The 21412-nt window shown below is 61.4% G+C and carries 18 protein-coding genes and 3 tRNA genes; 12 read left to right on the top strand and 9 right to left on the bottom strand.

The window, feature by feature from the left end:
* Positions 1-248 precede the first annotated feature (248 nt).
* The 3 genes from K7H91_RS24700 to K7H91_RS24690 form a co-directional block, all read right to left on the bottom strand.
* Positions 249-1439, bottom strand: coding sequence for a GGDEF domain-containing protein (locus tag K7H91_RS24700; protein ID WP_230722824.1), 1191 nt, complete (start codon positions 1437-1439; stop codon positions 249-251).
* A 373-nt stretch (positions 1440-1812) separates the two neighbouring features.
* A tRNA-Gly gene (locus K7H91_RS24695) sits at positions 1813-1886 on the bottom strand.
* A gap of 112 nt (positions 1887-1998) precedes the next feature.
* A tRNA-Tyr gene (locus K7H91_RS24690) sits at positions 1999-2083 on the bottom strand.
* 222 nt (positions 2084-2305) lie between these two features.
* Between K7H91_RS24690 and K7H91_RS24685 the strand changes: the two genes are divergently transcribed.
* The 5 genes from K7H91_RS24685 (at position 2306) to K7H91_RS24665 (ending at position 7633) form a co-directional block, all read left to right on the top strand.
* Positions 2306-3178: a TrmH family RNA methyltransferase gene (locus K7H91_RS24685; protein WP_230722823.1), complete on the top strand. Its 873-nt coding sequence runs from the start codon at positions 2306-2308 to the stop codon at positions 3176-3178.
* A gap of 19 nt (positions 3179-3197) precedes the next feature.
* Complete coding sequence (locus K7H91_RS24680; RefSeq protein WP_230722822.1) at positions 3198-3965, top strand: HAD-IIB family hydrolase; 768 nt, start codon at positions 3198-3200, stop codon at positions 3963-3965.
* Between the two features lie 182 nt (positions 3966-4147).
* The gene (locus K7H91_RS24675; protein ID WP_230722821.1) at positions 4148-5368 is read left to right on the top strand and encodes a glycosyl transferase; all 1221 of its coding nucleotides are present in this window, start codon (positions 4148-4150) and stop codon (positions 5366-5368) included.
* A 536-nt stretch (positions 5369-5904) separates the two neighbouring features.
* Positions 5905-7032, top strand: coding sequence for a GGDEF domain-containing protein (locus K7H91_RS24670; protein ID WP_230722820.1), 1128 nt, complete (start codon positions 5905-5907; stop codon positions 7030-7032).
* Between the two features lie 175 nt (positions 7033-7207).
* The gene (locus K7H91_RS24665; RefSeq protein WP_230722819.1) at positions 7208-7633 is read left to right on the top strand and encodes a PACE efflux transporter; all 426 of its coding nucleotides are present in this window, start codon (positions 7208-7210) and stop codon (positions 7631-7633) included.
* Positions 7634-7724: 91 nt separating this feature from the next.
* Here K7H91_RS24665 and K7H91_RS24660 read toward each other — a convergent pair.
* Positions 7725-7801 (bottom strand) — tRNA-Arg (locus K7H91_RS24660).
* A 138-nt stretch (positions 7802-7939) separates the two neighbouring features.
* Positions 7940-9445 carry an ATP-binding protein gene (locus tag K7H91_RS24655; protein ID WP_419197524.1) on the bottom strand — a complete coding sequence of 502 codons (1506 nt, stop codon included), beginning with the start codon at positions 9443-9445 and terminating at the stop codon, positions 7940-7942.
* Positions 9446-9684: 239 nt separating this feature from the next.
* On the opposite strand from K7H91_RS24655, the gene rpmH reads away from it, so the two are divergent.
* The 4 genes from rpmH to yihA all read left to right on the top strand — a co-directional run bounded on the left by rpmH (position 9685) and on the right by yihA (position 12790).
* Positions 9685-9825 carry a 50S ribosomal protein L34 gene (gene rpmH / locus K7H91_RS24650; protein ID WP_079920770.1) on the top strand — a complete coding sequence of 47 codons (141 nt, stop codon included), beginning with the start codon at positions 9685-9687 and terminating at the stop codon, positions 9823-9825.
* Between the two features lie 15 nt (positions 9826-9840).
* Positions 9841-10242, top strand: coding sequence for a ribonuclease P protein component (rnpA, locus tag K7H91_RS24645; RefSeq protein WP_230722818.1), 402 nt, complete (start codon positions 9841-9843; stop codon positions 10240-10242).
* On the top strand, positions 10232-12031 hold the full coding sequence (gene yidC, locus K7H91_RS24640) for a membrane protein insertase YidC (RefSeq protein WP_230722817.1): 1800 nt from the start codon (positions 10232-10234) through the stop codon (positions 12029-12031). The genes rnpA and yidC overlap by 11 nt, the downstream gene beginning before the upstream one ends.
* 108 nt (positions 12032-12139) lie before the next feature.
* The gene (yihA, locus tag K7H91_RS24635; protein ID WP_230722816.1) at positions 12140-12790 is read left to right on the top strand and encodes a ribosome biogenesis GTP-binding protein YihA/YsxC; all 651 of its coding nucleotides are present in this window, start codon (positions 12140-12142) and stop codon (positions 12788-12790) included.
* Between the two features lie 371 nt (positions 12791-13161).
* Here the strand turns inward: yihA and K7H91_RS24630 are convergent, their stop codons facing one another.
* The 3 genes from K7H91_RS24630 to K7H91_RS24620 form a co-directional block, all read right to left on the bottom strand.
* Positions 13162-13719 (bottom strand): fasciclin domain-containing protein, encoded by a 558-nt coding sequence (locus K7H91_RS24630; RefSeq protein ID WP_230722815.1) that lies wholly within the window; start codon positions 13717-13719, stop codon positions 13162-13164.
* A gap of 140 nt (positions 13720-13859) precedes the next feature.
* Entirely contained in the window at positions 13860-14570 is a 711-nt protein-coding gene (locus K7H91_RS24625; protein ID WP_230722814.1) for an anti-sigma factor, read from the bottom strand.
* Positions 14567-15106, bottom strand: a complete 540-nt coding sequence (locus K7H91_RS24620) for a sigma-70 family RNA polymerase sigma factor (protein ID WP_230722813.1) — start codon at positions 15104-15106, stop codon at positions 14567-14569. The genes K7H91_RS24625 and K7H91_RS24620 overlap by 4 nt, the downstream gene beginning before the upstream one ends.
* A 169-nt stretch (positions 15107-15275) precedes the next feature.
* Here K7H91_RS24620 and argB point away from each other — a divergent pair, with 169 nt between their 5' ends.
* The gene (gene argB, locus K7H91_RS24615; protein WP_018063723.1) at positions 15276-16163 is read left to right on the top strand and encodes an acetylglutamate kinase; all 888 of its coding nucleotides are present in this window, start codon (positions 15276-15278) and stop codon (positions 16161-16163) included.
* Positions 16164-16208: 45 nt separating this feature from the next.
* Here argB and K7H91_RS24610 read toward each other — a convergent pair whose 3' ends face one another.
* On the bottom strand, positions 16209-17687 hold the full coding sequence (locus tag K7H91_RS24610; protein ID WP_230722812.1) for an MFS transporter: 1479 nt from the start codon (positions 17685-17687) through the stop codon (positions 16209-16211).
* 337 nt (positions 17688-18024) lie between these two features.
* Here K7H91_RS24610 and K7H91_RS24605 point away from each other — a divergent pair, with 337 nt between their 5' ends.
* Together K7H91_RS24605 and K7H91_RS24600 are read left to right on the top strand one after the other, a co-directional pair.
* Positions 18025-19815, top strand: coding sequence for a potassium/proton antiporter (locus tag K7H91_RS24605; protein ID WP_230722811.1), 1791 nt, complete (start codon positions 18025-18027; stop codon positions 19813-19815).
* A gap of 152 nt (positions 19816-19967) precedes the next feature.
* A complete protein-coding gene (locus tag K7H91_RS24600; RefSeq protein WP_230722810.1) occupies positions 19968-21164 on the top strand; it encodes a phosphoglycerate kinase in 1197 nt (398 codons plus the stop codon).
* Positions 21165-21412: the final 248 nt, after the last annotated feature.

Genomic DNA, 21412 nt, shown 5'->3' with positions numbered 1-21412 from the left:
TTTACGTGCGGCTTGCTCCGCTCAAACTTTGCTTTTGCCATGTGAATGCTTCCTGTAACTGGTAACACGGATGCCCCGGCGAACCGGTTTAGTGCCGCCGTTTAAGGCTTTCGGAAGCAATAAGCAAGACAAAATCTGGAGAGTGTCCGAAAGCGCGCCCGACGCCATGGCGCGCTTGACGGAACCGGCCCGTCACAAACACGGACCGCCGGTTGCAGCGCAGCAACCAGCCATGCGGCGCGGCGATATTACGTGTCTGTGCGCCGCCGATCGGAGGGGAAAGACACCACATCCGCGTTGCCGGCCACCCGGTCCTCGCCGACAATGGATGAACCGCTCACCACACGGTTGCGCCCGAGCCTTTTGGCCTCGTAAAGCGCGGCATCGGCGGCGGCGTAGAGGGTCTCGTAGCCGCGTTCGATGTTGATGGTCGCAGCGCCCACGCTGCAGCGGGCGGCAAGCTGCCGGTCCTGACCGGAAGCGGCATCTTCGTCGAGCCGCCGGCGTATGCGCTCGCCGAGGGCCCCCGCCCCTTCCGCCCCGAGGTCGACGGCAAGGATCGCGAACTCGTCGCCGCCAATGCGCCCGACAATGTCGTCGGCGCGCGACTGATCGATCAGCACCGCGCCGACGCGCCGGAGCACCGCATCGCCCACCGGATGGCCGAGCGCGTCATTGATTGCCTTGAACTCGTCGATGTCGATCAGCACCAGGCTCACCATCACCCGCGTGCGCCCGGCATAGATCGCGCCCACCGCGCGCTCGAAACCGGCGCGGTTCAGCACGCCGGTGAGATGATCGCGATCCCGCAGCGTATTTGCCGTCTCAAGTCGTTCCAAGAAATGGGAGGCCAGTATCTCAAGCGTCAGAATCATCGCCAGAAGCAGGATATAGAGCTGCAGGAAGCCCCAGAAGACCGACTGCGGATTGGCGATGTCCTGATTGAAGAACACACCGGCCGTGCGAATGCTGTGCATCAGGCCAAGGGTGATGAAGGTCCAGAAGATCAGCTTGTCGTGAATGGTGTCGTCGCGACGGATCCAGATATGCTTGAGCGTGACGGCGAAGACAACGATCAGGCCGACATTGATGCCGGCGGTGCGGATTTCAATCGTGGAGGTGAAATAGAGCGTGACATAGACTGCGCTGAGGAGGACGAACGCGGTGATGATAAATGTGCGGCCGAAGGACTTACCCCGCCGCTGCAGCAGGGATTCCCCGAAAATGATCTGCGTGGCGATGAAAGCCATGTTGCTGAAGGGAAGAGCGATATCGTCCGGCAGCAAAGGACGGAGAAACATGCCTATGAAGGCGACGTCCACCAGCAACAGCGCCAGCGCGAACAGCATCAGATAACGCGGCCTGCCGCCGGTAAACCAGGCCAGGACAAAACTGGCTGCCAGGATCGCCAGCCCACCCGTCACGATCAATGACTGCATGATATCCACCGGCCGGAGAACCCCATCAAATTCATCACGCTGCTGCAACCGCGACGACCGAAACCTTTATGCGTCAGGGACTGCAGGAGCGGCGACGGCGCAGTCGGTCCACTCCAATCGGTCGGCATAAACCTGGAACAGGTTGAACTCCGGTCTATTCAAAAGAAACGGCGGTTCAAGTCAATCCCCGCAGACGCTTTCGCTCCTCGCCTGCCCGGTTCATACCCCCATCATGCAACCTCGAAAAACGCGCCACAACGGAACGCAACCTTTACGAGATTTCATCAAGGAGTGCAATGGCATGGCGCAACATAATCGCCGCCACCGCCAGGGCGCCGAGAGAATATGCTTGCGATATGGGATTGAGATGGATTGGAGCGGGTAGCGGGAATCGAACCCGCGTATTCAGCTTGGAAGGCTGCTGCTCTACCATTGAGCTATACCCGCGGAACTTAAGAAGAGCGTTTCGGTTCGATACACTCGGATCGGCGTTCCAACCTGCAACTTGCCTGCATGATCCGCCGGTCCTCGCTCCGCTCGGATCAGGTCCCAGGTCCGGTGGTGGAGGAGGTTGGATTCGAACCAACGTAGACTAAGTCAACGGATTTACAGTCCGTCCGTTTTAACCACTCACGCACTCCTCCAGTACCAGCCTGGATGGCGGCCATGCCGCCGATCGATACCGCGCCGGCACGCCGGCCCGCTTCGATCTGCGCCGCGTATATGACCGGCTGATGACGCTCTGTCAACACGGCGCTTCAGAAAATCCGTCGAAAAATCATCTGGCCCGCAATGCAGGCGCGCCGCAGTGCAAAACCAGCACCAACAGTCTAGCCGGAAGCGGCCCGCCACTCTATAAAAAAACCATGAACAAGAAACATGACCGCGACAGCTCCGCCAAAGACAGCCATTACGCCAAGCTCCGACGCGCCCACCGCGACAACAAGCGCGCGCGCGGCGATCTGCCCCCTGCCCCGGCCCGACAGGGCAAGCGCGGACCGGCCGGCCCGCTGCCGGTAGCGGACGACGAGGTGCTGCTCTATGGGCTGCACACCGTGCGCGCGGCAATCGAAAACCCGGAGCGCACGCTGATCGCGCTCAAGATCACCCAGAACGCGCTTGCCCGCCTGACCGACGGGCTGGAGCTGCCGGCGGACCTGCCCGTGGAAGTCGTGCGCCCGAAGGAGATCGATGACATTCTCGGCGAGGACGCGATCCATCAGGGCGTGATGCTGAAGGCGCGCACGCTGCCGGTGCGCAAGCTGGATGCGCTGCAGGACAGCCCGCTGCTGCTGGTGCTCGATCAGGTCACGGATCCGCACAATGTCGGCGCGATCCTGCGCTCCGCCGTCGCGTTTGCCGCCGGCGCGGTGATCACCACCATGCGCCACAGCCCGGCCGAATCGGGCGTGCTCGCCAAATCCGCCTCCGGCGCGCTGGAATATATTCCCTATATCCAGATCACCAATCTGGCCAAGGCGCTGGATGAACTCCACGCTATGGGCTTCACGACGGTCGGGCTCGATTCGGAGGGGCCCGCCGTGCTGGAAGAGAGCCTTCGCGGCGACAAGATCGCGCTGGTGCTCGGCGCGGAAGGCAAGGGCCTGCGCCAGAAGACCCGCGAAACGGTGACCACGCTGGCAAGGCTCGACATGCCCGGCGAGATCAAATCGCTGAATGTTTCCAATGCCTCGGCGATATCGCTTTACGCGGCGCGGCAGTTTCTTGCCAGACGCTGAGACGCATAAAGGTCATCCGATGCACATCGTCTTCACCGACCTCGATGGAACACTGCTCGACCACGAGACCTATTCCTTCGAGCCGGCCCGACCGGCGCTGGACCTCTTGAAGGCGCGGGGCATCCCGCTCGTTCTCGCAAGCTCCAAGACCGAGGCCGAGATGCGACCGATCGCTAGCGCGATCGGCATAGATCACCCGATGATCGTGGAAAACGGCGCGGGCATCGTCAACCTGCCGGATGGCGGAGCCGATGAAGACGGCGTCTATGACAGGCTACGCGCGGTGTTGTCATCCATGGACCCGGATTTGCGGCGGCGCTATCAGGGTTTCGGCGACTGGAGCGATGCCGAGGTTGCCGAAAAGACCGGCATGCCGCTTGAAAGCGCCCGGCTTGCCCGCAAGCGCCGTTTTTCCGAACCCGGTCTCTGGTCCGGCAGCGAGGCCGAGCGCGCGGCCTTTGCAGCGGTCCTCGATGCCCAAGGATTTCAGGCGGTCCAGGGCGGCCGGTTCTTCACGCTGATGCCGAAAACCTCGAAGGCCGAGGCCATGGCGAAGATCGCCCACCACTATGCCGAAACCTCGAATGAGCCGGTTTTCACCGTGGCACTGGGCGATGCGCCCAATGACGCGGCCATGCTGGAGGCCGCCGACCAGGGCTTCATCATCGCCAATCCCGCCCATGCCGAAATGCCGGTTTCGGATCGCGAGCGCGAAGGCTTCATCGCCCGCTCCGAGCGGGCGGGCCCTTACGGCTGGAATGACATGATATTGCAATTATTGGCATAATATAGTTGGTAAATACATGAGCGGTTCGCACGCGGACGCACCTACCCGTCCTGCGCGGAACTGCCGCAAAACGATGACGATCGAGCGGCCTTTCAGCGTTGAAAGCCGCCCGCTCTGATACATATTCCAATCGGCAGCCATTTTCCTGCGCTGCCGCAAGCAGAAAAATCAGGAGCGTCGCCATGGCTGACTTTCATCAAAACGGCGTCGTCGCGACGCTTCACAACCTGCGCGAACGCTCGCTCCATCGCGTGGAGCGCGAGCTGTCGAGCTTTTCGGCGACCCGACCGATCACGCTGATCCTGCCCTCGCTGTTTTCCGAGCTCGAGGCCGAGGCGCTGGACAACATCGTCAATCACCTGACCGAAGTGCCCTATATCTCCAACATCGTCATCGGCCTCGACCGCGCCGACGAGGAACAGTATCGCTATGCGCTGAAATATTTCAGCCGCCTGCCCCAGCATCACGCGGTGCTGTGGAACGATGGCCCGCGCATGCAGGCCGTCCACAACCGGCTCGGCCAAGCGGCGCTGGCGCCTGCTGAACCCGGCAAGGGCCGCAACGTCTGGTATTGCATCGGCTATGTTCTCGGCGCGCGCAACTCCTCCGTCGTGGCGCTGCATGATTGCGACATCGTGACCTATTCCCGCGAGATGCTGGCGCGCCTGGTCTATCCGGTTACCAACCCCGCCTTTCCCTATGTGTTCGCCAAGGGCTATTACCCGCGCATCGCTGACGGCTCGCTCAACGGCCGCGTGACCCGGCTTCTGGTGACGCCGCTTCTGCTGGCGCTGGAAAAGACCATCGGCCATCAGCCCTATCTCGATTACCTGAAGGGGTTCCGCTATCCGCTCGCCGGCGAATTCGCGATGCGCACCCATATCCTGCCTGATATCCGCATTCCGTGGGATTGGGGCCTCGAGATCGGCGTGCTGTCGGAACTGTGGCGCAACTATTCCAACAATGCCATCTGCCAGGTCGATATTTCCGACGCCTATGATCACAAGCATCAGCCGCTCTCGCCGGAGGATGCCCAGCAGGGGCTGTCGCGCATGTCCACGGACATCTGCAAGACCGTGTTCCGCAAGCTTGCGACCGACGGCGTCACCTTCTCGCAGGAGACGCTGAGAACCGTGAAGGCGGCCTATTTCCGCACCGCGCTCGATCTGGTCGAGACCTACCACAACGACGCCCGCATGAACGGGCTTTCCACCGACCGGCACAAGGAAGAACAGGCGGTCGAGCTGTTTGCGACCAACCTGACGGAAGCCGGCAACGCCTTCCTCGAAACCCCGGACGCAACGCCGCTGATGCCGCGCTGGAACCGCGTTTTGAGCGCGCTCCCCGATGTGCTGGACGAGATGCAGGCCGCGGTGGCGGCCGATATGGCGGAATACGGCTGACCTCTCTGCAAAAAATCGATTTCTTACAAAACGACCCGTCGCGCACATCCGCGACGGGTCGTTTTATTGAGACCTGCCCTCTACACGGCGTTACTTCCCTCTACATGAGCTTGGAATATGCCCGCAGCCGATTGTGGCGGCTGATTCACAGGCATTCCGCGATCCTGAAATCATGAAAGTCACCGGCTGTAAGCCGAACCAGCTACCGCGTTTTAGAGATCCCCGCATAGCAATTACCACGTCAAGTGGGCCTACCCGCATGTAAAGGTAGGGCTAGACATACATAACTGCTTCCATTTCAATCAGAATTGCTCTAATTGGCGTTGATATTTCTTGCCGCCTGCGCTCAAAACGTGCCGACAATGAAATATGTTGAAACTAAAAGCTTACTTTTTCTCCGGAAACAATCTATACGTGCGGTCAACTGCAGTCCGGAGAGATTGATCGCAACCTTCTCCGATGTTGATTTCCACCAGCTGTTTATTTCAGAAGCCTGATGTCCGATGGAAACTGTGGTAGCGCGAACAATCCTTTCCTTGACGGGTCCTGGCATCGTTCTGACATTCAGTCTCGCCTTTGCGGTGTTCTGGCTGATCGAAAGGCGGCTGCTCTATTTGCCGGTGCTAGCGCTATCGTGCCTGCTGTTCACGCTGGGCTCGCTCTCGCAAATTCTCGGCTGGCCTCCGGGCGTTGGAGCAAATGCCCTTGTTTCCGGCGCACTCTACACGCTTGCGGTCTTGCTGACCGTGCAGGGCATACTCCTGCGCGCAGACAAGCCATTCAACTGGTGGCTCTGCCTGGCCGTATTCGCGGTCATAATGGCGTTGCTCTGGTATTTTTTCTATGTTGATCGGAATCTGACCGCCCGTATCTACGTACAGCATTTCGGCTATGGCCTGATCATGGTTTCGGCAACGGTTCCCCTTGCGAAGCGTCCGGCGCCACGTCCCGTTGATCGCGTTCTATTCTGGGTTCTGTTGCTTTTCGCCCTTCACTTCTTTCCGAGAACCCTGCTGACCATCGGCAGTTGGATCGCTCCCGGCGTGGCCGCCTTCGCAAACTCGATGTTCTGGCAGGCCATGCTCTTCTCCGTCGGTCTCCTCGCTGCGGCGCTGGCGCTTACGCTGCTGTTTGCTGCCTTTTCCGATATCCTGCACGATCTGCGGCGCGAACGTGACTATGACGCGCTGACCGGGGTGTTGAACAGGCGCGGTTTCGGCGACCGGATCGACCTGGAATTGCCGGTTATCGACAATCCGGTTTCCCTCGTTCTCTGCGACATCGATCACTTCAAGAGCATAAATGATCTTTATGGCCACGATCAGGGCGATGCCGTCCTCAGGGAGGTGGGTGCGGTCCTGCGCCAGAATGCCCGCAAGCACGACATCATCGGGCGGCTGGGCGGCGAGGAATTCGCGATCCTGATGCCGGATACCGACGTCGAGGCCGCGCTGCAGTTCGCCGAACGCCTGAGGGCCGCCGTCGAGGCGCATCACTACGGCCTGCCGGATGGCGCAACTGGCGTCACCGCGAGCTTCGGCGTCGCGACGCGCGAACCATCCGAAAGCTGGAACGCCCTGTTCAAGAACGCCGACACGCGTCTCTATGTCGCCAAGCGGGGCGGCCGCAATCGTGTCGTGAACCAGGATAACACGCTGCCATGACCGGCGCGTCCCGCGGGTCTCGTTCTTTCCAGAATGCGCGGAGCAGTCTTTTTTTCACTTCACTGTGCCGGCACTTGAAACGGGGCATGGTGAGCGCTACCTCCGTCGCTGTGAGGACGACCTCCCCAAAGTGGACAACAGTCGGGACGACCCGGCATCTCATTTGAGGTTGCCCATGCGCTCCCCTCTCGATCGCCTTCGCCATGCGCTCAGCTTCGAGATTATCGGCCTGCTTCTGATCGTTCCGCTCGGCGCATTCGCCTTCGGCATGCCCATGCACGACATCGGCGTGGTGGGCGTTGCAAGCGCCACGCTCGCCGCCCTCTGGAACATGGTCTACAACTATATCTTCGACCACATCATGCAGCGCCTGTTCGCCACCACCGAAAAGGCGATTCCGTCACGCGTGGTCCATGCGGTCCTGTTCGAGACCGGCCTGCTGATCGTGCTGATGCCCTTCATCGCCTGGTATCTCGGCATATCGCTGTGGCAGGCGCTGGTGATGGATATATCCTTCGCGCTGTTCTACATGGTCTACGCGCTCGCCTTCAACTGGGCCTATGACATGGTGTTTCCGCTGCCGGAGTGGGCGGAGGAATAGCGTCAAACGCGCTGAAGCGTACGGAAAGCAGCAAGATGTCGGCCGGTCTCGGGAGGCGAGAAGACCTTCCAAACATGTCTTGGGGAAGAAATGGCGCGCTCGGGAAGATTCGAACTCCCGACCCCCAGATTCGTAGTCTGGTGCTCTATCCAGCTGAGCTACGAGCGCTTGCCTTTTGCGGTCGCCGCGTCTGTCTGCGGCGTGCGAAACGGCTTCTAGAACCTTGCGATTTGGAATGCAAGCGGATTTCCGAAAATTGTTGTCATTTTCCTGAAACATCAAAGCAGGCGGCGGGCGCGAGGGCCCTTAGCTGCCGGCTTCGCTCTCCTCTCGCCAGCTTTCCAGCATCACCGGGCGGTCGGGAATTTCGATGCGAAACAGCGTACCCTGGCCTGCCTTTTCCACAAGTCCGATCGTGCCGCCATGGGCGAGCACCAGTTCGCGGGCGATGGCAAGCCCAAGCCCCGTCCCGCCGCTGCGGGCCGAGCCGCGAAAGGCGGCGAACAGATTCTCGCGCGCCTTCTGCGGCATGCCGGGCCCGGTATCGTCGATCGTCAGCGACACAACGCTGCCATGGCGCTGGGCGGAGATCGTCAGACAGTTGACCGATTCGGCCTTGGCCTGCTGGCCGAGCGCCTCGACGCTGTTGCGACAGAGGTTGAAGATCACCCGGAACAACTGCTCGGGGTCGGCGTCGATCTTCAGCCCTTCCGGCACGCGGTTGATCCACTCGATCGACGGATCGGCGGAGAGTTCGAGATAGTCATGAACGTCGTTGACCAGCGACTGAACGTCTATCATCCGGCGCTTCGGCTCCGCCTCGGAGACCTGGCCATAGCTCAACACGGAACGCGAATAGAGCGCTGCCCGGTCGATCGCGCGCAGCAACTTCGGCGCGACCCGCTTGACCACCGGATCATCGATCCCGGCAATGCGGTCCGACATCAGTTGGGCGGCGGACAGGATATTGCGCATGTCGTGGTTGATCTTGGACACGGCCAGACCGAGTTCGGCAAGCCGCTTCTGCTGGCGCAGGGTTTTCTGCAATTCGCTCTGCATGGTGGCAAGATGACGGCCGGCAATGCCCAGTTCATCGGGTTCCGCGCTCGGGCGGAACACGCTCTCCGGCAGTTCGGGATGTTCGGAAAACGCCTGCATATTGGCGATCTGGCGCCTGAGCGGGCGCACCAGCATTGAATTCAGCCGGAAGAAGATCAGCATCGCGGTGACGGAGGACAGCAGAATGCTGAGCGCGAAAATATTGCGCGCATAGATCAGCAGCGCGTGACGCAATTCATCGTCGGAGATCACCAGTTCGATGATCGCGTCGCTGTCGCCGATATTGCCGAGAATGCGGATCGCCCGATCGCCGCCGAACAGAAGCTCGTCAAAGGCATCGACCACCGCCTCTACCGGGCCGACATCGGTCAGATCGTAGCTGCGGCTGATTTCGGGCGGCATGTCGGTCACCGCCAGCAATTGCGACATGCCGTCCTTCCTCAGCACGATCGCCTTGGTGCCCGTCGCCATCAGCGTCTCGTCCTGAAGCGCGCGCGGAAGCGACAGCGGCTGAAGCCCGTCGATGACGGTGACCGCGGCGGCGGCGGTGTTCAGCCGGTCGTCAAGCCAGCGCAGGCGCATGGTGGCGACCGCCGGCACGAAGAACACGATTTCGGCAAACATGATGATGGCGACCGTCAGCATCAGGATGCGTCCGGACAGGCCGGAGAGAAAACGCGGCATCGCGACGCCGTCGGCGCTGACGCGTGGAGATGCACTTTCCGTGCCCCGAGGGCGGTTTTCAGACCGCATCCGCTTTCTCCGATTCAACCTGACACCATACTATGCCCGAACGTCGCAAATGCAAAACCGGGCCGGGCTAGCTGCGACTTCTCAGCCGCGCGATTGACAATTCGCGGCGCTTTCCCTTATAAGCCGCGCAGTTTCGGCTCTGCACCCATATATTTTTGCGGAGCGAACGACATCAACCACACGCTTAACCGGTTTCGTCCGGTTTTCAAGAAGGGCCGCACACCGCGGTATTAAAACAAATGTCTACCAAGCGTACCTACCAGCCTTCCAAACTCGTTCGCAAACGCCGCCACGGCTTTCGCTCGCGCATGGCAACCAAGGGCGGCCGCAAGGTCCTCAACGCCCGCCGCGCCCGCGGCCGCAAGCGTCTTTCGGCGTAAGGGCGTTTCGCCCTTATGTCCGGGCCCGATCAAAAGGCCGAAGTCGGACGGTTGAAGACCCGTCCACAGTTTCTCGCCGTACAAAAGGGCGAGCGGCGCAAGGGCCCCCTTTTTCTGCTTGAAGTTCTCGACCGACGCGAACCCCAATCGGGGCCTCGCGTCGGTTTTACTGTGACAAAACGGCAGGGCAATGCCGTGGAGCGCAACCGCATTCGCCGCCGCCTGAAAGAGGCGGTTCGCCTGAAGGCAGCGTTTGCAATGCAGCCCGGTTGCGATTATGTCATCGTGGGCCGCAGCGAGGTGCTGGATGCGCCATTTGCGCGGCTTGTCGATACGCTGGAATCGCGGATCTCGAACCCGCCTCAAATCCGACGGAGCCGAAAGGCTTCCGCACCAGGAACTAAAGATGGAAAATAACCGCAATTCTATGATCGCGATCGGCCTGACGGTCCTGATCGTCCTCGCCTGGCAGTTCTTTTTCATGGGTCCGCGCATGGAGGCGCAGCGCCAGGCCCAGGAACAGGCCGCCCTGCAGCAGCAGACGCAGGAACAGACCGTCACGCCAGACGGCGCGACCACGACGCCCGCCGTCTCCGGCCAGGCCGGGGCAAACGGCGATGCGGTATTTTCCCAGTCCGGCGCGCAGCAGGCATCCGCGCCGCGCGTCAAGATCGAGACGCCCTCACTCGAAGGCTCGATCAATCTCGCCGGCGCCCGGATCGACGATATCAAGCTCAAGGATTACCATGTTTCGGTTGATCCCACGAGCCCGATCGTGACGCTGTTCTCGCCGGCCGACACAGAGAACGGCTATTTCGCCGAACTCGGTTTCGTACAGGGCGACAATTCCGGAACGGTTCCGGGTCCGCAGACGGTCTGGACGCTGGAAAAGGGCTCCGAGCTGACGCCGTCGACCCCGGTGGTGATTTCCTACACCAATGATGCCGGCATCAAGTTCACACGGACCTTCTCGATCGACGACAAATACATGATCACCGTCGACGACAAGGTCACCAACAATTCCGAAAAACAGGCCTCTGTGACGCCCTATGGCCGCATCACCCGTTTCAGCCTGCCCGACGAGCCGTCCGCATGGGTTCTGCACGAAGGCTTTCTCGGCGTGTTCGGTGATGATGCCGGCGTGACTCTGGAGACCTACAAGTCGGTCGACAAGGAAAACCAGAGCTTCGACGGCGCGACCGGCGGCTGGTTCGGCGTGACCGACAAATACTGGGGCACCGCCGTCATTCCGCAGGCCAACGTCAACTACGATGCCCGCTTCTCGCATTTCACCGATGGCCGCGCGCGCTATCAGGCGGATTATTCCGACAACGCCGCGCTGACGATTGCCCCTGGCCAATCGGCCGACCTGAAGACCATGGTGTTTGCCGGCGCCAAGGAAACCAACACGCTGACGGCCTACGAAGACAACTACAATATCCGGCTTTTCGACCGGATGATCGACTGGGGCTGGCTGTGGTTCATCACAAAGCCGCTGTTCCAGCTCATGGACTTCATCTACCATCAGGTCGGCAATTTCGGTGTCGCGATCCTGATCACCACCGTCATCATCAAGCTGATCTTCTTCCCGCTCGCCTCCAAGCAGTACGCCTCCATGGCCAACATGAAGCGCATGCAGCCGAAGATGACCGAGTTGAAGGAGCAGTATGGCGACGACCGCATGGGCCTTCAGAAGGCGATGATGGAGCTCTACAAGAAGGAGAAGATCAATCCGGTCGCCGGCTGCTGGCCGATGCTGGTCCAGATCCCGATCTTCTTCGCGCTCTACAAGGTGCTCTACGTCACCATCGAAATGCGCCACGCGCCGTTCTTCGGCTGGATCCAGGATCTTTCCGCGCCCGATCCGACCAGCCTGTTCAACCTGTTCGGTCTTTTGCCCTGGTCCGTGCCGTCCATTCTGATGATCGGCGCATGGCCGATCATCATGGGCATCACCATGTGGATCCAGATGCGCATGAACCCGACGCCGCCGGACAAGACCCAGGCGATGATCTTCAACTGGATGCCGGTCGTGTTCACCTACATGCTGGCGCAGTTCCCGGCAGGCCTGGTGATCTACTATGCATGGAACAACACGCTTTCGATCCTGCAGCAGTCGATCATCATGAAGCGCCACGGCGTCAAGATCGAACTGTTCGACAATCTGAAGGGCGTGTTCCGCAAGAAGAAACCGGCTTCGGAATAGGTCTGGCCAGCTCTCTCCACTTGGAGAGGCTCAAATGGCGGCAAACGCCTCAAGGAAAACACGCTCGGCACCCTTGCCGGGCGTTTTCTTCATGGTAAGGATCGGGATATGACCCAGCAGATCGCCCAGGATGCAGCGCTTTTCGCCCGCCCGTGGATTTTTATCCGCGGCGTGCCCTCGATGAAGTTCCTGCCGCCGGAAGGTCCGGCAGAAGTGGCGTTTGCGGGCCGATCCAATGTCGGCAAGTCCTCGCTGATCAATGCGCTTTTGACCCAGAAGGGGCTGGCGCGCACCTCCAACACGCCGGGCCGCACCCAGGAACTCAACTATTTCGTTCCCGACGGCTATTCCGGCGAAGGCGAGGACCTGCCGCCAATGGCGCTGGTGGACATGCCCGGCTACGGCTACGCCCAGGCCCCCAAGGCGCAGGTGGAGCAGTGGACCAAGCTGGTGTTCGACTATCTGCGCGGCCGCGCCACGCTGAAGCGGGTCTATGTGCTGATCGATGCCCGCCACGGCATCAAGAAGAATGACGAGGACGTGCTGGATCTGCTCGACAAGGCCGCCGTCTCCTATCAGATCGTGCTGACCAAGAGCGACAAGATCAAGCCGCCGGCTGTCGCCAAACTTCTGGCTGCCACCGCAGAAAAAATCCGCAAGCGCCCCGCCGCCTACCCGGTCATTCTCGCGACCTCATCGGAAAAACATGACGGGCTCGATGCGTTGCGCCAGGCGATCATCGATACGATCAACATGTGACCGTACAAAAAGACCGCCCCGAAGGGCGGTCAGTTGACACCGGGGTTGGTGTTTTCCGCCGGGTCTTCTCGTCATGTATCCGGTCGGTATCGAGCAGTTCAGAGCGAAGCTCGCTCCTGACGCTGTCAGCTCGAACCTTCTCATCTCTGAGTTGCTTCGGCAGACTATTCCCCTTTTGCGTGTCGTATTCGCGGCGGAAAACAGGTATTCCGAAGGAAACTGCGTCGTCCGAGACCAGGATGATGAATCCACCCGGGGGAGGAAGAGGGACGGCGCGAGCCGTCCCTCCCCGGGGCTGCCGCCCCTGTTCAGCCAGTCATTGAGGTTCCTTGACCGGCCGGAAACTGGAGCTGGCTTCCGGCCGCGAGGCCTCAGCCGGCAGGCAGCAGAACCTTGTCGATGACATGGATGACGCCATTCGACTGCTCGACATCGGCGATCGTCACCTCGGCCACGCCGCCGTTTTCATCGGTCAGCGTGATGGTGCCGTTCATTTCCTTCGCCTTCAGCACGCAACCGCCCACGGTCGGCACGTCATGCTCGCCGCCATCATCGGCGATCATCTTCTCGATCGCGGACGACATCGCATCCGCGGCGACGACATGGCAGGTCAGAATCTTGGCCAGAGCGTCCTTGTTTTCCGGCATCAGAAGCGTGTCGACCGTGCCATCCGGCAACGCCGCGAAGGCTTCATTGGTCGGCGCGAAGACGGTGAAGGGACCATCGCCCTGAAGCGTTTCGACAAGGCCAGCGGCCTTCACGGCGGCGACCAGCGTGGTGTGGTCGGCGGAATTCATGGCGTTTTCGACGATATTCTTGTCCGGATACATCTCGGCGCCGCCGACCATCGGATTGGCGGCGAAGGCCGCAATCGCGGTGCCCGAAACAAGAGCGGCGGCGATGGCGGTTTTCTTCAGAAGTGCAAACATGAATTTCTCCTCAAACTTTTCGTGTTCCGCCAGTCCTCATGGCTGGCTATGAAACAAAGGACGAAAGCCCGGACAGAGAAGTTTCAGTTTTCTTCGATTTTCTTTTACGTATATGTTTTATAATGATATTTTCTTGAAACTCAGAGCGATCTCAGCTCGCCGGCGGCAATCACCGGCCCGGTCGGCGCACCCGACGGCGAGCCGCCAAACGGCTCGATTGTGACCGCAAAGGAAGCGCCGGCATCAATGCGGCCGGCGACAGTGCGCGGCACCGCGATTTCGCCCTCGCCGGTCTGCGGCAATACGCCGAGCGACAGCGGCGCATCATCGCCCGCGATCAGCCAGAGCTCCAGCGAACGCTCATCCGCCGCGCCGGCTGCAACCGGCGTGAAGGTCACGATGCCGTTGCGCGCATTGTAGCGCGCCACGAGGTTGACGGCATTGTCCGGCCCGCTGAGTTCGGCAAGCAGGGTCGGCTGGGCCTCGGACAGGAAGCGCTCGCTTGCAAGAAAGGCGACGGCAAAGATGATGGCCACCGCCGCCACGCCGCGCCAAAGCGCAACGGAATCCCAGGCGCGGCCAATGAACCCCTGTTTCTCCTTGCCCGTGCCGAACAGCCGGGTTTCGATGGCGCCGCGCATATAGGCCGGCGGGGTCACCTCGCCATATTCCTCGTCGAGCGGCTCGAGTCTGGCCTGCCAGTCATGCACCAGCGCGGCGAAGGCCGGGTCGGAACGCATGCGCGCCTCGGCGGTCTGCCGCGCATCCCGCGACAGCGTGCCCAGCACATATTCGCCGGCAACGACGCTGTCGTAGGGCTTGTCGCCTGATGTGTCTTCCGGCGTCGTCATGCTTCCAGGCACTCTTTCAGTTTGATCAGGCTGCGCCGCAGCCGGGTTCGCATTGTATTGAGCGGAACCTTGTACTGCTCCGCCAGTTCGTTATAGCTCAACCCCTGCACATAGGCATCCTTCACGGCCGAGGCCCAATCGGGCTCAAGGCGCTGCATGCAGTGGTCAATCCTGCGGCCCTCGCTTTTCAGGTGGGCGTCTTCTTCCGGCGTTCTGGCGCCGTCGGCGAGATCGTAGACATCATCGATGTCGCGCGTCGCGGGCTTTTTCTGCCGGAGCCGGTCGATTGCGTGGTTTCGGGCGACGGTGGCGAGCCAACCCATCGGCGAGCGTCCATCGGTCGAGAACGTGCCGGCGCGCTGCCATATCCGCACGAAGATATCCTGCAAGGCGTCCTCCGCCTCGCCGCGTTCGCCCAGTATACGAAGACAGATCGCAAAAAGTTTCGGACTCGCCTGCTCATAAAGCAGTTCGAACGCGCTTCGATCGCGCATCGAAATCCGGGAGATCAGAACGCCGAGGTCTTCACCCGCCATGAAAGCCCTGCCCTGCCATTGCGTTCCGTTCCTCCCTCATGCGCGCTCCCAGATGATAAACATCAAGTTTGCCGGCGCAAGCTCATCTTTCGGTTAACGCCGGACAGGAGTTTCCCAGACCGCGAGTTTGCGCTAAAAGGCCGCTGAGCAAATTGCAGCGGGAAACTTCATGTCACTGTCGGAAAGCGAACAGCAGGCGCGGCTCCTGGTCCAGGCCCTGCCCTATATGCAGAAATACGAGAACAAGACGATCGTCGTGAAATATGGCGGCCACGCCATGGGCGATAGCGAGCTTGGCCAGGCCTTCGCCAGCGATATCGCGCTGCTGAAGCAGTCGGGCGTGAACCCGATTGTGGTTCACGGCGGGGGGCCGCAGATCGGCGGCATGCTGAAGCGGATGGGCATTGAATCGAAGTTCGAAGGCGGTCTGCGGGTTACCGATCAGGCGACCGTCGAGATCGTCGAGATGGTGCTGGCGGGCTCGATCAACAAGGAGATCGTCGCCCTGATCAACCAGACCGGCGAATGGGCAATCGGGCTCTGCGGCAAGGACGGCAACATGGTGTTTGCCGAAAAGGCCAAGAAGACGGTGATCGACCCCGATTCCAACATCGAGCGCGTGCTCGATCTCGGCTTTGTCGGCGAGGTCGTGACCGTGGACACCACCCTTCTCGACCTTCTGGCGAAATCCGAGATGATCCCGGTGATCGCGCCGGTGGCCCCGGGCCGCGCCGGCGAGACCTACAACATCAATGCCGACACCTTTGCCGGCGCGATTGCCGGCGCGCTGCGCGCCACGCGCCTGCTGTTCCTCACCGATGTCCCGGGCGTGCTGGACAAAAATGGCGAGCTGATCAAGGAATTGTCGGTTGCCGAGGCCCGCAACCTGATCCTCGACGGCACGGTTTCGGGCGGCATGATTCCCAAGGTCGAAACCTGCATCGAGGCGATCGAGGCTGGCGTCGAAGGCGTGGTCATTTTGAACGGCAAGGTCAAGCACTCGGTTCTGCTCGAAATCCTCACCAAGGGCGGCGCGGGCACGCTGCTGGTGCCCTGAACAAGCCGGGCGAACCGGTAGGCTTCGCCCTACGACAGGGCGACATCAGGCGATATGCGGCTCGGCCTTGCCCGGCCCGCCTGCGGCCTTGTGGGCCGGCAGCATCGTCGCCAGCACGGCCACGATCACATAGGCGACCAGATTGAAGACGACCGCGCCGGCAAAGGCCTGGACATAGGCCGGGTGCTGGTCGCTGCCGGCCGGAAGCAGGCTCGCCAGTCTGGAAAAGAAAATCCCGCTGATGATCGCGATGCCAAACGCGCCGCCGAGCTGCTGGACGGCCTGCAGCGCGCCGGAGGCCGAGCCCGCCTCGCGGGCCGGCACGCCTGCCAGCACGAGTTGGAAGATCGAGGCGATCGACATGCCGAGCCCCAGCCCCGCCGTCAGCAGCGGACCGAGCACATCCCAGTGCGAAATCGTATCGGTAATGGTCAGCACATAGGAGCGCAGCCAGAAAATGCCGACGAACAGCAGCGCCAGCCCGCAGATCATCCTGAATTTCAGCGCCACGCTGCCGAAGCGGCCATTGGCAACCGAAGCGAGGAACACGCCAACCGAAAACGGCACCGTGGTGAGCCCCGACTTCAACGGGTCGAAATCGAACCCGACCTGCAGGAAAATCGCAAGGCAGAGGAAGAAGCCCGGCATGGTGGAGAAGAACACCAGCGCCATCACGCTGCCGACCATGAAATTGCGGTTCGCGATCAGCGCGAAGGCCAGAAGCTGCGGCCGGTTGCGGCGGTTCTGGCGACGCTCCCACAACACGAACGCCGCCAGCACCGGAATGGCGGCCGCCATCATCGCGAAGCACCATGCCGGCCAGCCGAAATTGCGACCCTCAACCAGAGGAAAGATCAGCATGAACATTGCCGCCGCAATCAGCGCGATGCCCGCATAGTCATTGCGCCCGCCGGGATGGCTTTCCGTATGGGGGACGAGCTTCCACCCGGCCAGAACGGCAAACACGCCGATCGGCAGGTTGATCAGGAAAATCGCGCGCCAGCCGAGGCCGAAAACATCATGGTCAATCAGCAGCCCGCCGATGATCGGGCCGCTGACGGTCGCAATCCCCGCCATCATGCCGAAGAACGAAAAGGCCCGCGCGCGTTCGTGCGGAGGAAACATCACCTGTGCCAGCGCCAGCACCTGCGGCGTCATCATCGCGGCCGAGAAGCCCTGGAACAGGCGCGATGCAACCAAAAGCTCGATATTATGAGACAATCCGCAAAGCGCCGAGCCTATGGTGAAGCTGAACACGCCGATCATGAACATCCGCTTCTTGCCGACGATATCGCCGAGCCTGCCGAACGGCAGCAGCGCCAAGGCAAACACCAGCACATAGCCCGCGACCACCCATTCGATATCGGAATTGGACGCCCCGAGACCCTTCTGGATCGAGGGCAGCGCGACATTGACGATGGTGACGTCGAGCATGTTCATGAACACGGCGCAAAGCAGCACGGCCAGCGCCACCCACCGGCCCGGAAGCGGTTCGGCCTGGGCTTCAGTCAGACTGGAATTCACGAAAATCCTCCTTCAGGGCGAAGCGAGCACGGATTGGACGGGAAGCCGCCATTGCGCCGGATATCATCTTGGCCTCTTGGTTACCACAAGCACCGGGCGTGGCAATAATGATGCCGGCAAAAGTTTCCGCGTCGCGGCCGCTTCAGTCCGAAAACAACGCCCTCCGCTTGCCCCGACAAGCTGCGGGTGGATTGTTTCTGCCGCGCGCGGGCGTCAAACGGCGACAATAGCGGCAACGCTTTAAAAAATGCCGCAAATAGCCTATTTTGTTGAAAAAAGCAGGTTTTGCCAAACCTCGTTTCCACGCCCTCGCGCCGCTCTGCCGGAAGGACACAATTTGACGACGTTTTATCTAGCGGTGCTGGTGTTTTCCGGCCTCGTCCTTCTTGCCGCGCTTTCCAGCGCGCTCGCCTTCCGTTTCGGCGCGCCCCTGCTGCTCTTGTTTCTCGGCGTGGGACTGCTGGCGGGGACCGATGGCTTCGGGATCGAATTCGACAATGACGCGCTGACCTTCTATGTCGGCTCGCTGGCGCTGGCCGTGATCCTGTTCGATTCCGGCTTCGGCACGTCGTTCAAGACCTTCAAGACGAGTGCGGCGCCCGCGCTATTGCTTGCAACGGCGGGCGTGGTGGCGACGGCCGGGCTGGTGGCGGTGGCGGCCGCCGTGATCCTCGGCTTTACCCTGCTCGAGGGCTTTCTGCTTGGCGCGATCGTCGCCTCGACGGATGCGGCGGCGGTGTTCTTCCTGATGCGCATCGGTGGCATAAGGGTGATGGACCGGGTGAGCGCCACGCTGGAAGTCGAATCCGGCATCAATGACCCGATGGCGATTTTCCTGACCATGACGCTGGTTTCCATTCTCTCGATGAATGAAACCGGCGTTCAGGAAATCCTGCCGATGCTGCTCCATTTCGTGCAGGAGATCGGCTTCGGCCTGCTGTTCGGCGTGATCGGCGGCGGGTTGACCGTGCTGATCGCCAACAGGTTCAGCCTCAATCGCGGCCTCGCGCCGATCCTGGTGCTGACGGCGGCGCTCCTGATTTTCTCGGCCACGGGAGCGGCCGGCGGCAGCGGCTTCATGGCGGTCTATGTCGCAGGTCTGATCGCCGGCAACCGCCATGTCCGCTATGTCGGCTCCATCCGGCGGTTTCAGGAGGGCATGACCTGGCTGGCGCAAATCATCATGTTCCTGCTGCTCGGCCTGCTGGCGACGCCCCGGAACTTTCCCGAAATCTTTCTTCCGGCCTTCGCGCTGGCGCTATTTCTGGTCTTCGTCGCCCGCCCGATTGCCGTCTGGCTCTGCCTGTGGAAATTCAACTACCGGCCGCGCGAGACCAATTTCATCGCCTGGATCGGCCTGCGCGGAGCGGCCTCGATCCTGCTCGCCATCCTGCCGAGCCTTTACGGCTTGGAAAATGCCGGACGCATCTTCAACATCGTCTTCGTCATGGTGCTGGTATCGCTGATCCTGCAGGGCTGGACGCTCGCCCCGCTCGCCCGGCTCCTGAAACTGGTTCAGCCGCGGGCAACCGGGGCGCTGGAGATCGTCGACATAGACCTCCACGAAAATGCCAAGCACGAATTGCTGGTCTACCGCCTTGCCGAGGGCGCGCCGGTGCTCGACGGCGCGTCGATACCGCGCTGGGCCATCCCCTCGCTGGTGGTGCGCGACGGACTTTCGATGCGCTACTTCTATGCCGGAAACCTGAAGGCCGGCGATTATCTCTATTTGTTCGTCATCCCGGGCATGTCCTACCTGCTCGACCAGCTTTTCGCCGATCCGGCGCTTGCTGCGAACGCGGGAGAGGAGCCGCTGCTCGGCACCCAGGTGCTGTTGCCCGACCGCCCTGTAAAGGAGCTGCGCGCGATCGACCCGACGGTCGCGATACCGGCGGGGATCGAGGATATGCGGCTTGCCGACTACATGAAACAGGAACTCGGCGGCAAGCCGATCATCGCCGACCGGCTGCATCTCGGCCCGCTGGCGCTGATCGTGCGCGATGCCGATGCCGAGCACAACATCACCTCGATCGGGGTCTGGCGCGATGGTGCAAGCGAACGCCCTGAAGGCCCTCTCCGCTCCCTGAGCCGGTTCTTCGGCCGTCTGCGCCGCAGGGTGCGGCGATAGGCTTTTCATCGCTGCGACATTGCCGAGCGGGCGGTTTTTGAATAGGACTCCATTCGTTGATTTCAGTGGCCGCTCTTCAGTAGATGTCGAGACGCGCCGCAGCCAGACCCGCGCCCTTCCCCGGGGCGCCGCAACACGCAAGAGGACGACCCATGCCCGCCTTCAAGACCCTCGACGATCTGCCCGACATCAACGGCAAGCGCGTCCTTGTGCGCGTCGATCTGAACGTGCCTTTCAGCGACGGCCGGGTGACCGACACAACCCGGATCGAACGCGTCGCGCCGACGATCACCGAGCTTTCCGGCAAGGGCGCGAAGGTTATCCTGATGGCCCATTTCGGCCGCCCCAAGGGCCAGGTCGTGCCGGAAATGTCGCTGAAACCCATTGTCCACGCCGTTGAGGAAGTGCTCGACCACGCCGTAGCATTTGCCGATGACTGCGTCGGCGAACCCGCCGAAAAGGCGATCGCGGCAATGACCGCCGGCGATATCCTGCTCCTCGAAAACACCCGCTTCCACAAGGGCGAGGAAAAGAACGACCCCGATTTCGTGGCAGCCCTTGCCGCAAACGGCGATGTCTATGTCAACGACGCCTTCTCCGCCGCCCACCGCGCCCATGCCTCTACCGAGGGGCTGGGCCACCACATGCCGGCCTATGCCGGCCGCACCATGCAGGCCGAGCTCGAGGCGCTGGAAAGCGGCCTCGGCAATCCGAAGCACCCGGTCGTGGCGATCGTCGGCGGCGCCAAGGTGTCCACCAAGATCGACCTGCTGGAAAACCTGATCGACAAGGTCGATGCGCTGGTGATCGGCGGCGGCATGGCCAATACCTTCGTCGCGGCCAAGGGCATCGATGTCGGCAAGTCGCTGTGCGAGCACGACCTTGCCGATACCGCCCGGACCATCATGGCAAAAGCCGAAAAGTCCGGCTGCGCGATCGTGCTGCCGGTAGACGGGGTGGTCGCCGGCGAGTTCAAGGCCAATGCCGAAAACGAAACCGTCGCGATCGACGCGATCCCGGCCGACAAGATGATGCTCGATGTCGGCCCGCAATCCGTCATGACCATCAATGAATGGATCGAGAAGGCCGAAACCCTGGTCTGGAACGGCCCGCTCGGCGCGTTCGAGATCGAGCCCTTCGACGCCGCCACCGTCGCCGCGGCGAAATTCGCGGCCGAGCGCACCAGAGCGGGCAAACTGACCTCGGTTGCCGGCGGCGGCGACACCGTCTCCGCCCTCAACCATGCCGGCGTCAAGGGTGACTTCAGCTACGTCTCGACCGCCGGCGGCGCGTTCCTGGAATGGATGGAAGGCAAGGTTCTGCCGGGCGTCGAGATACTGAAGAAGTAGTCTCTGCCGCCTTGCCGTGCTGAGTTCGGACGAACTTCACATAACAATAAGCCGGCCTCTCGGGAGGCCGGCTTATTGTTGCTGGCCAAGCCGCAATCGCGGAGCTTCTGACCTTCGCCCCCACAGGCGTCATGCTCGGGCTTGACCCGAGCATCCATACTGCACAAGTCATTGATCAGAAACGTATTTCTTTCACACTGAGCGCTTCGGCCTGGATCCTCGGGTCAAGCCCGAGGATTGTTTGTTGA

The sequence above is a fragment of the Martelella mediterranea genome, from assembly GCF_021021415.1.
GTDB lineage: Bacteria > Pseudomonadota > Alphaproteobacteria > Rhizobiales > Rhizobiaceae > Martelella > Martelella mediterranea_C.
The sequence above is the reverse complement of the archived record's forward strand: the minus strand, read 5'-3'. Positions and strand labels throughout refer to the sequence as shown.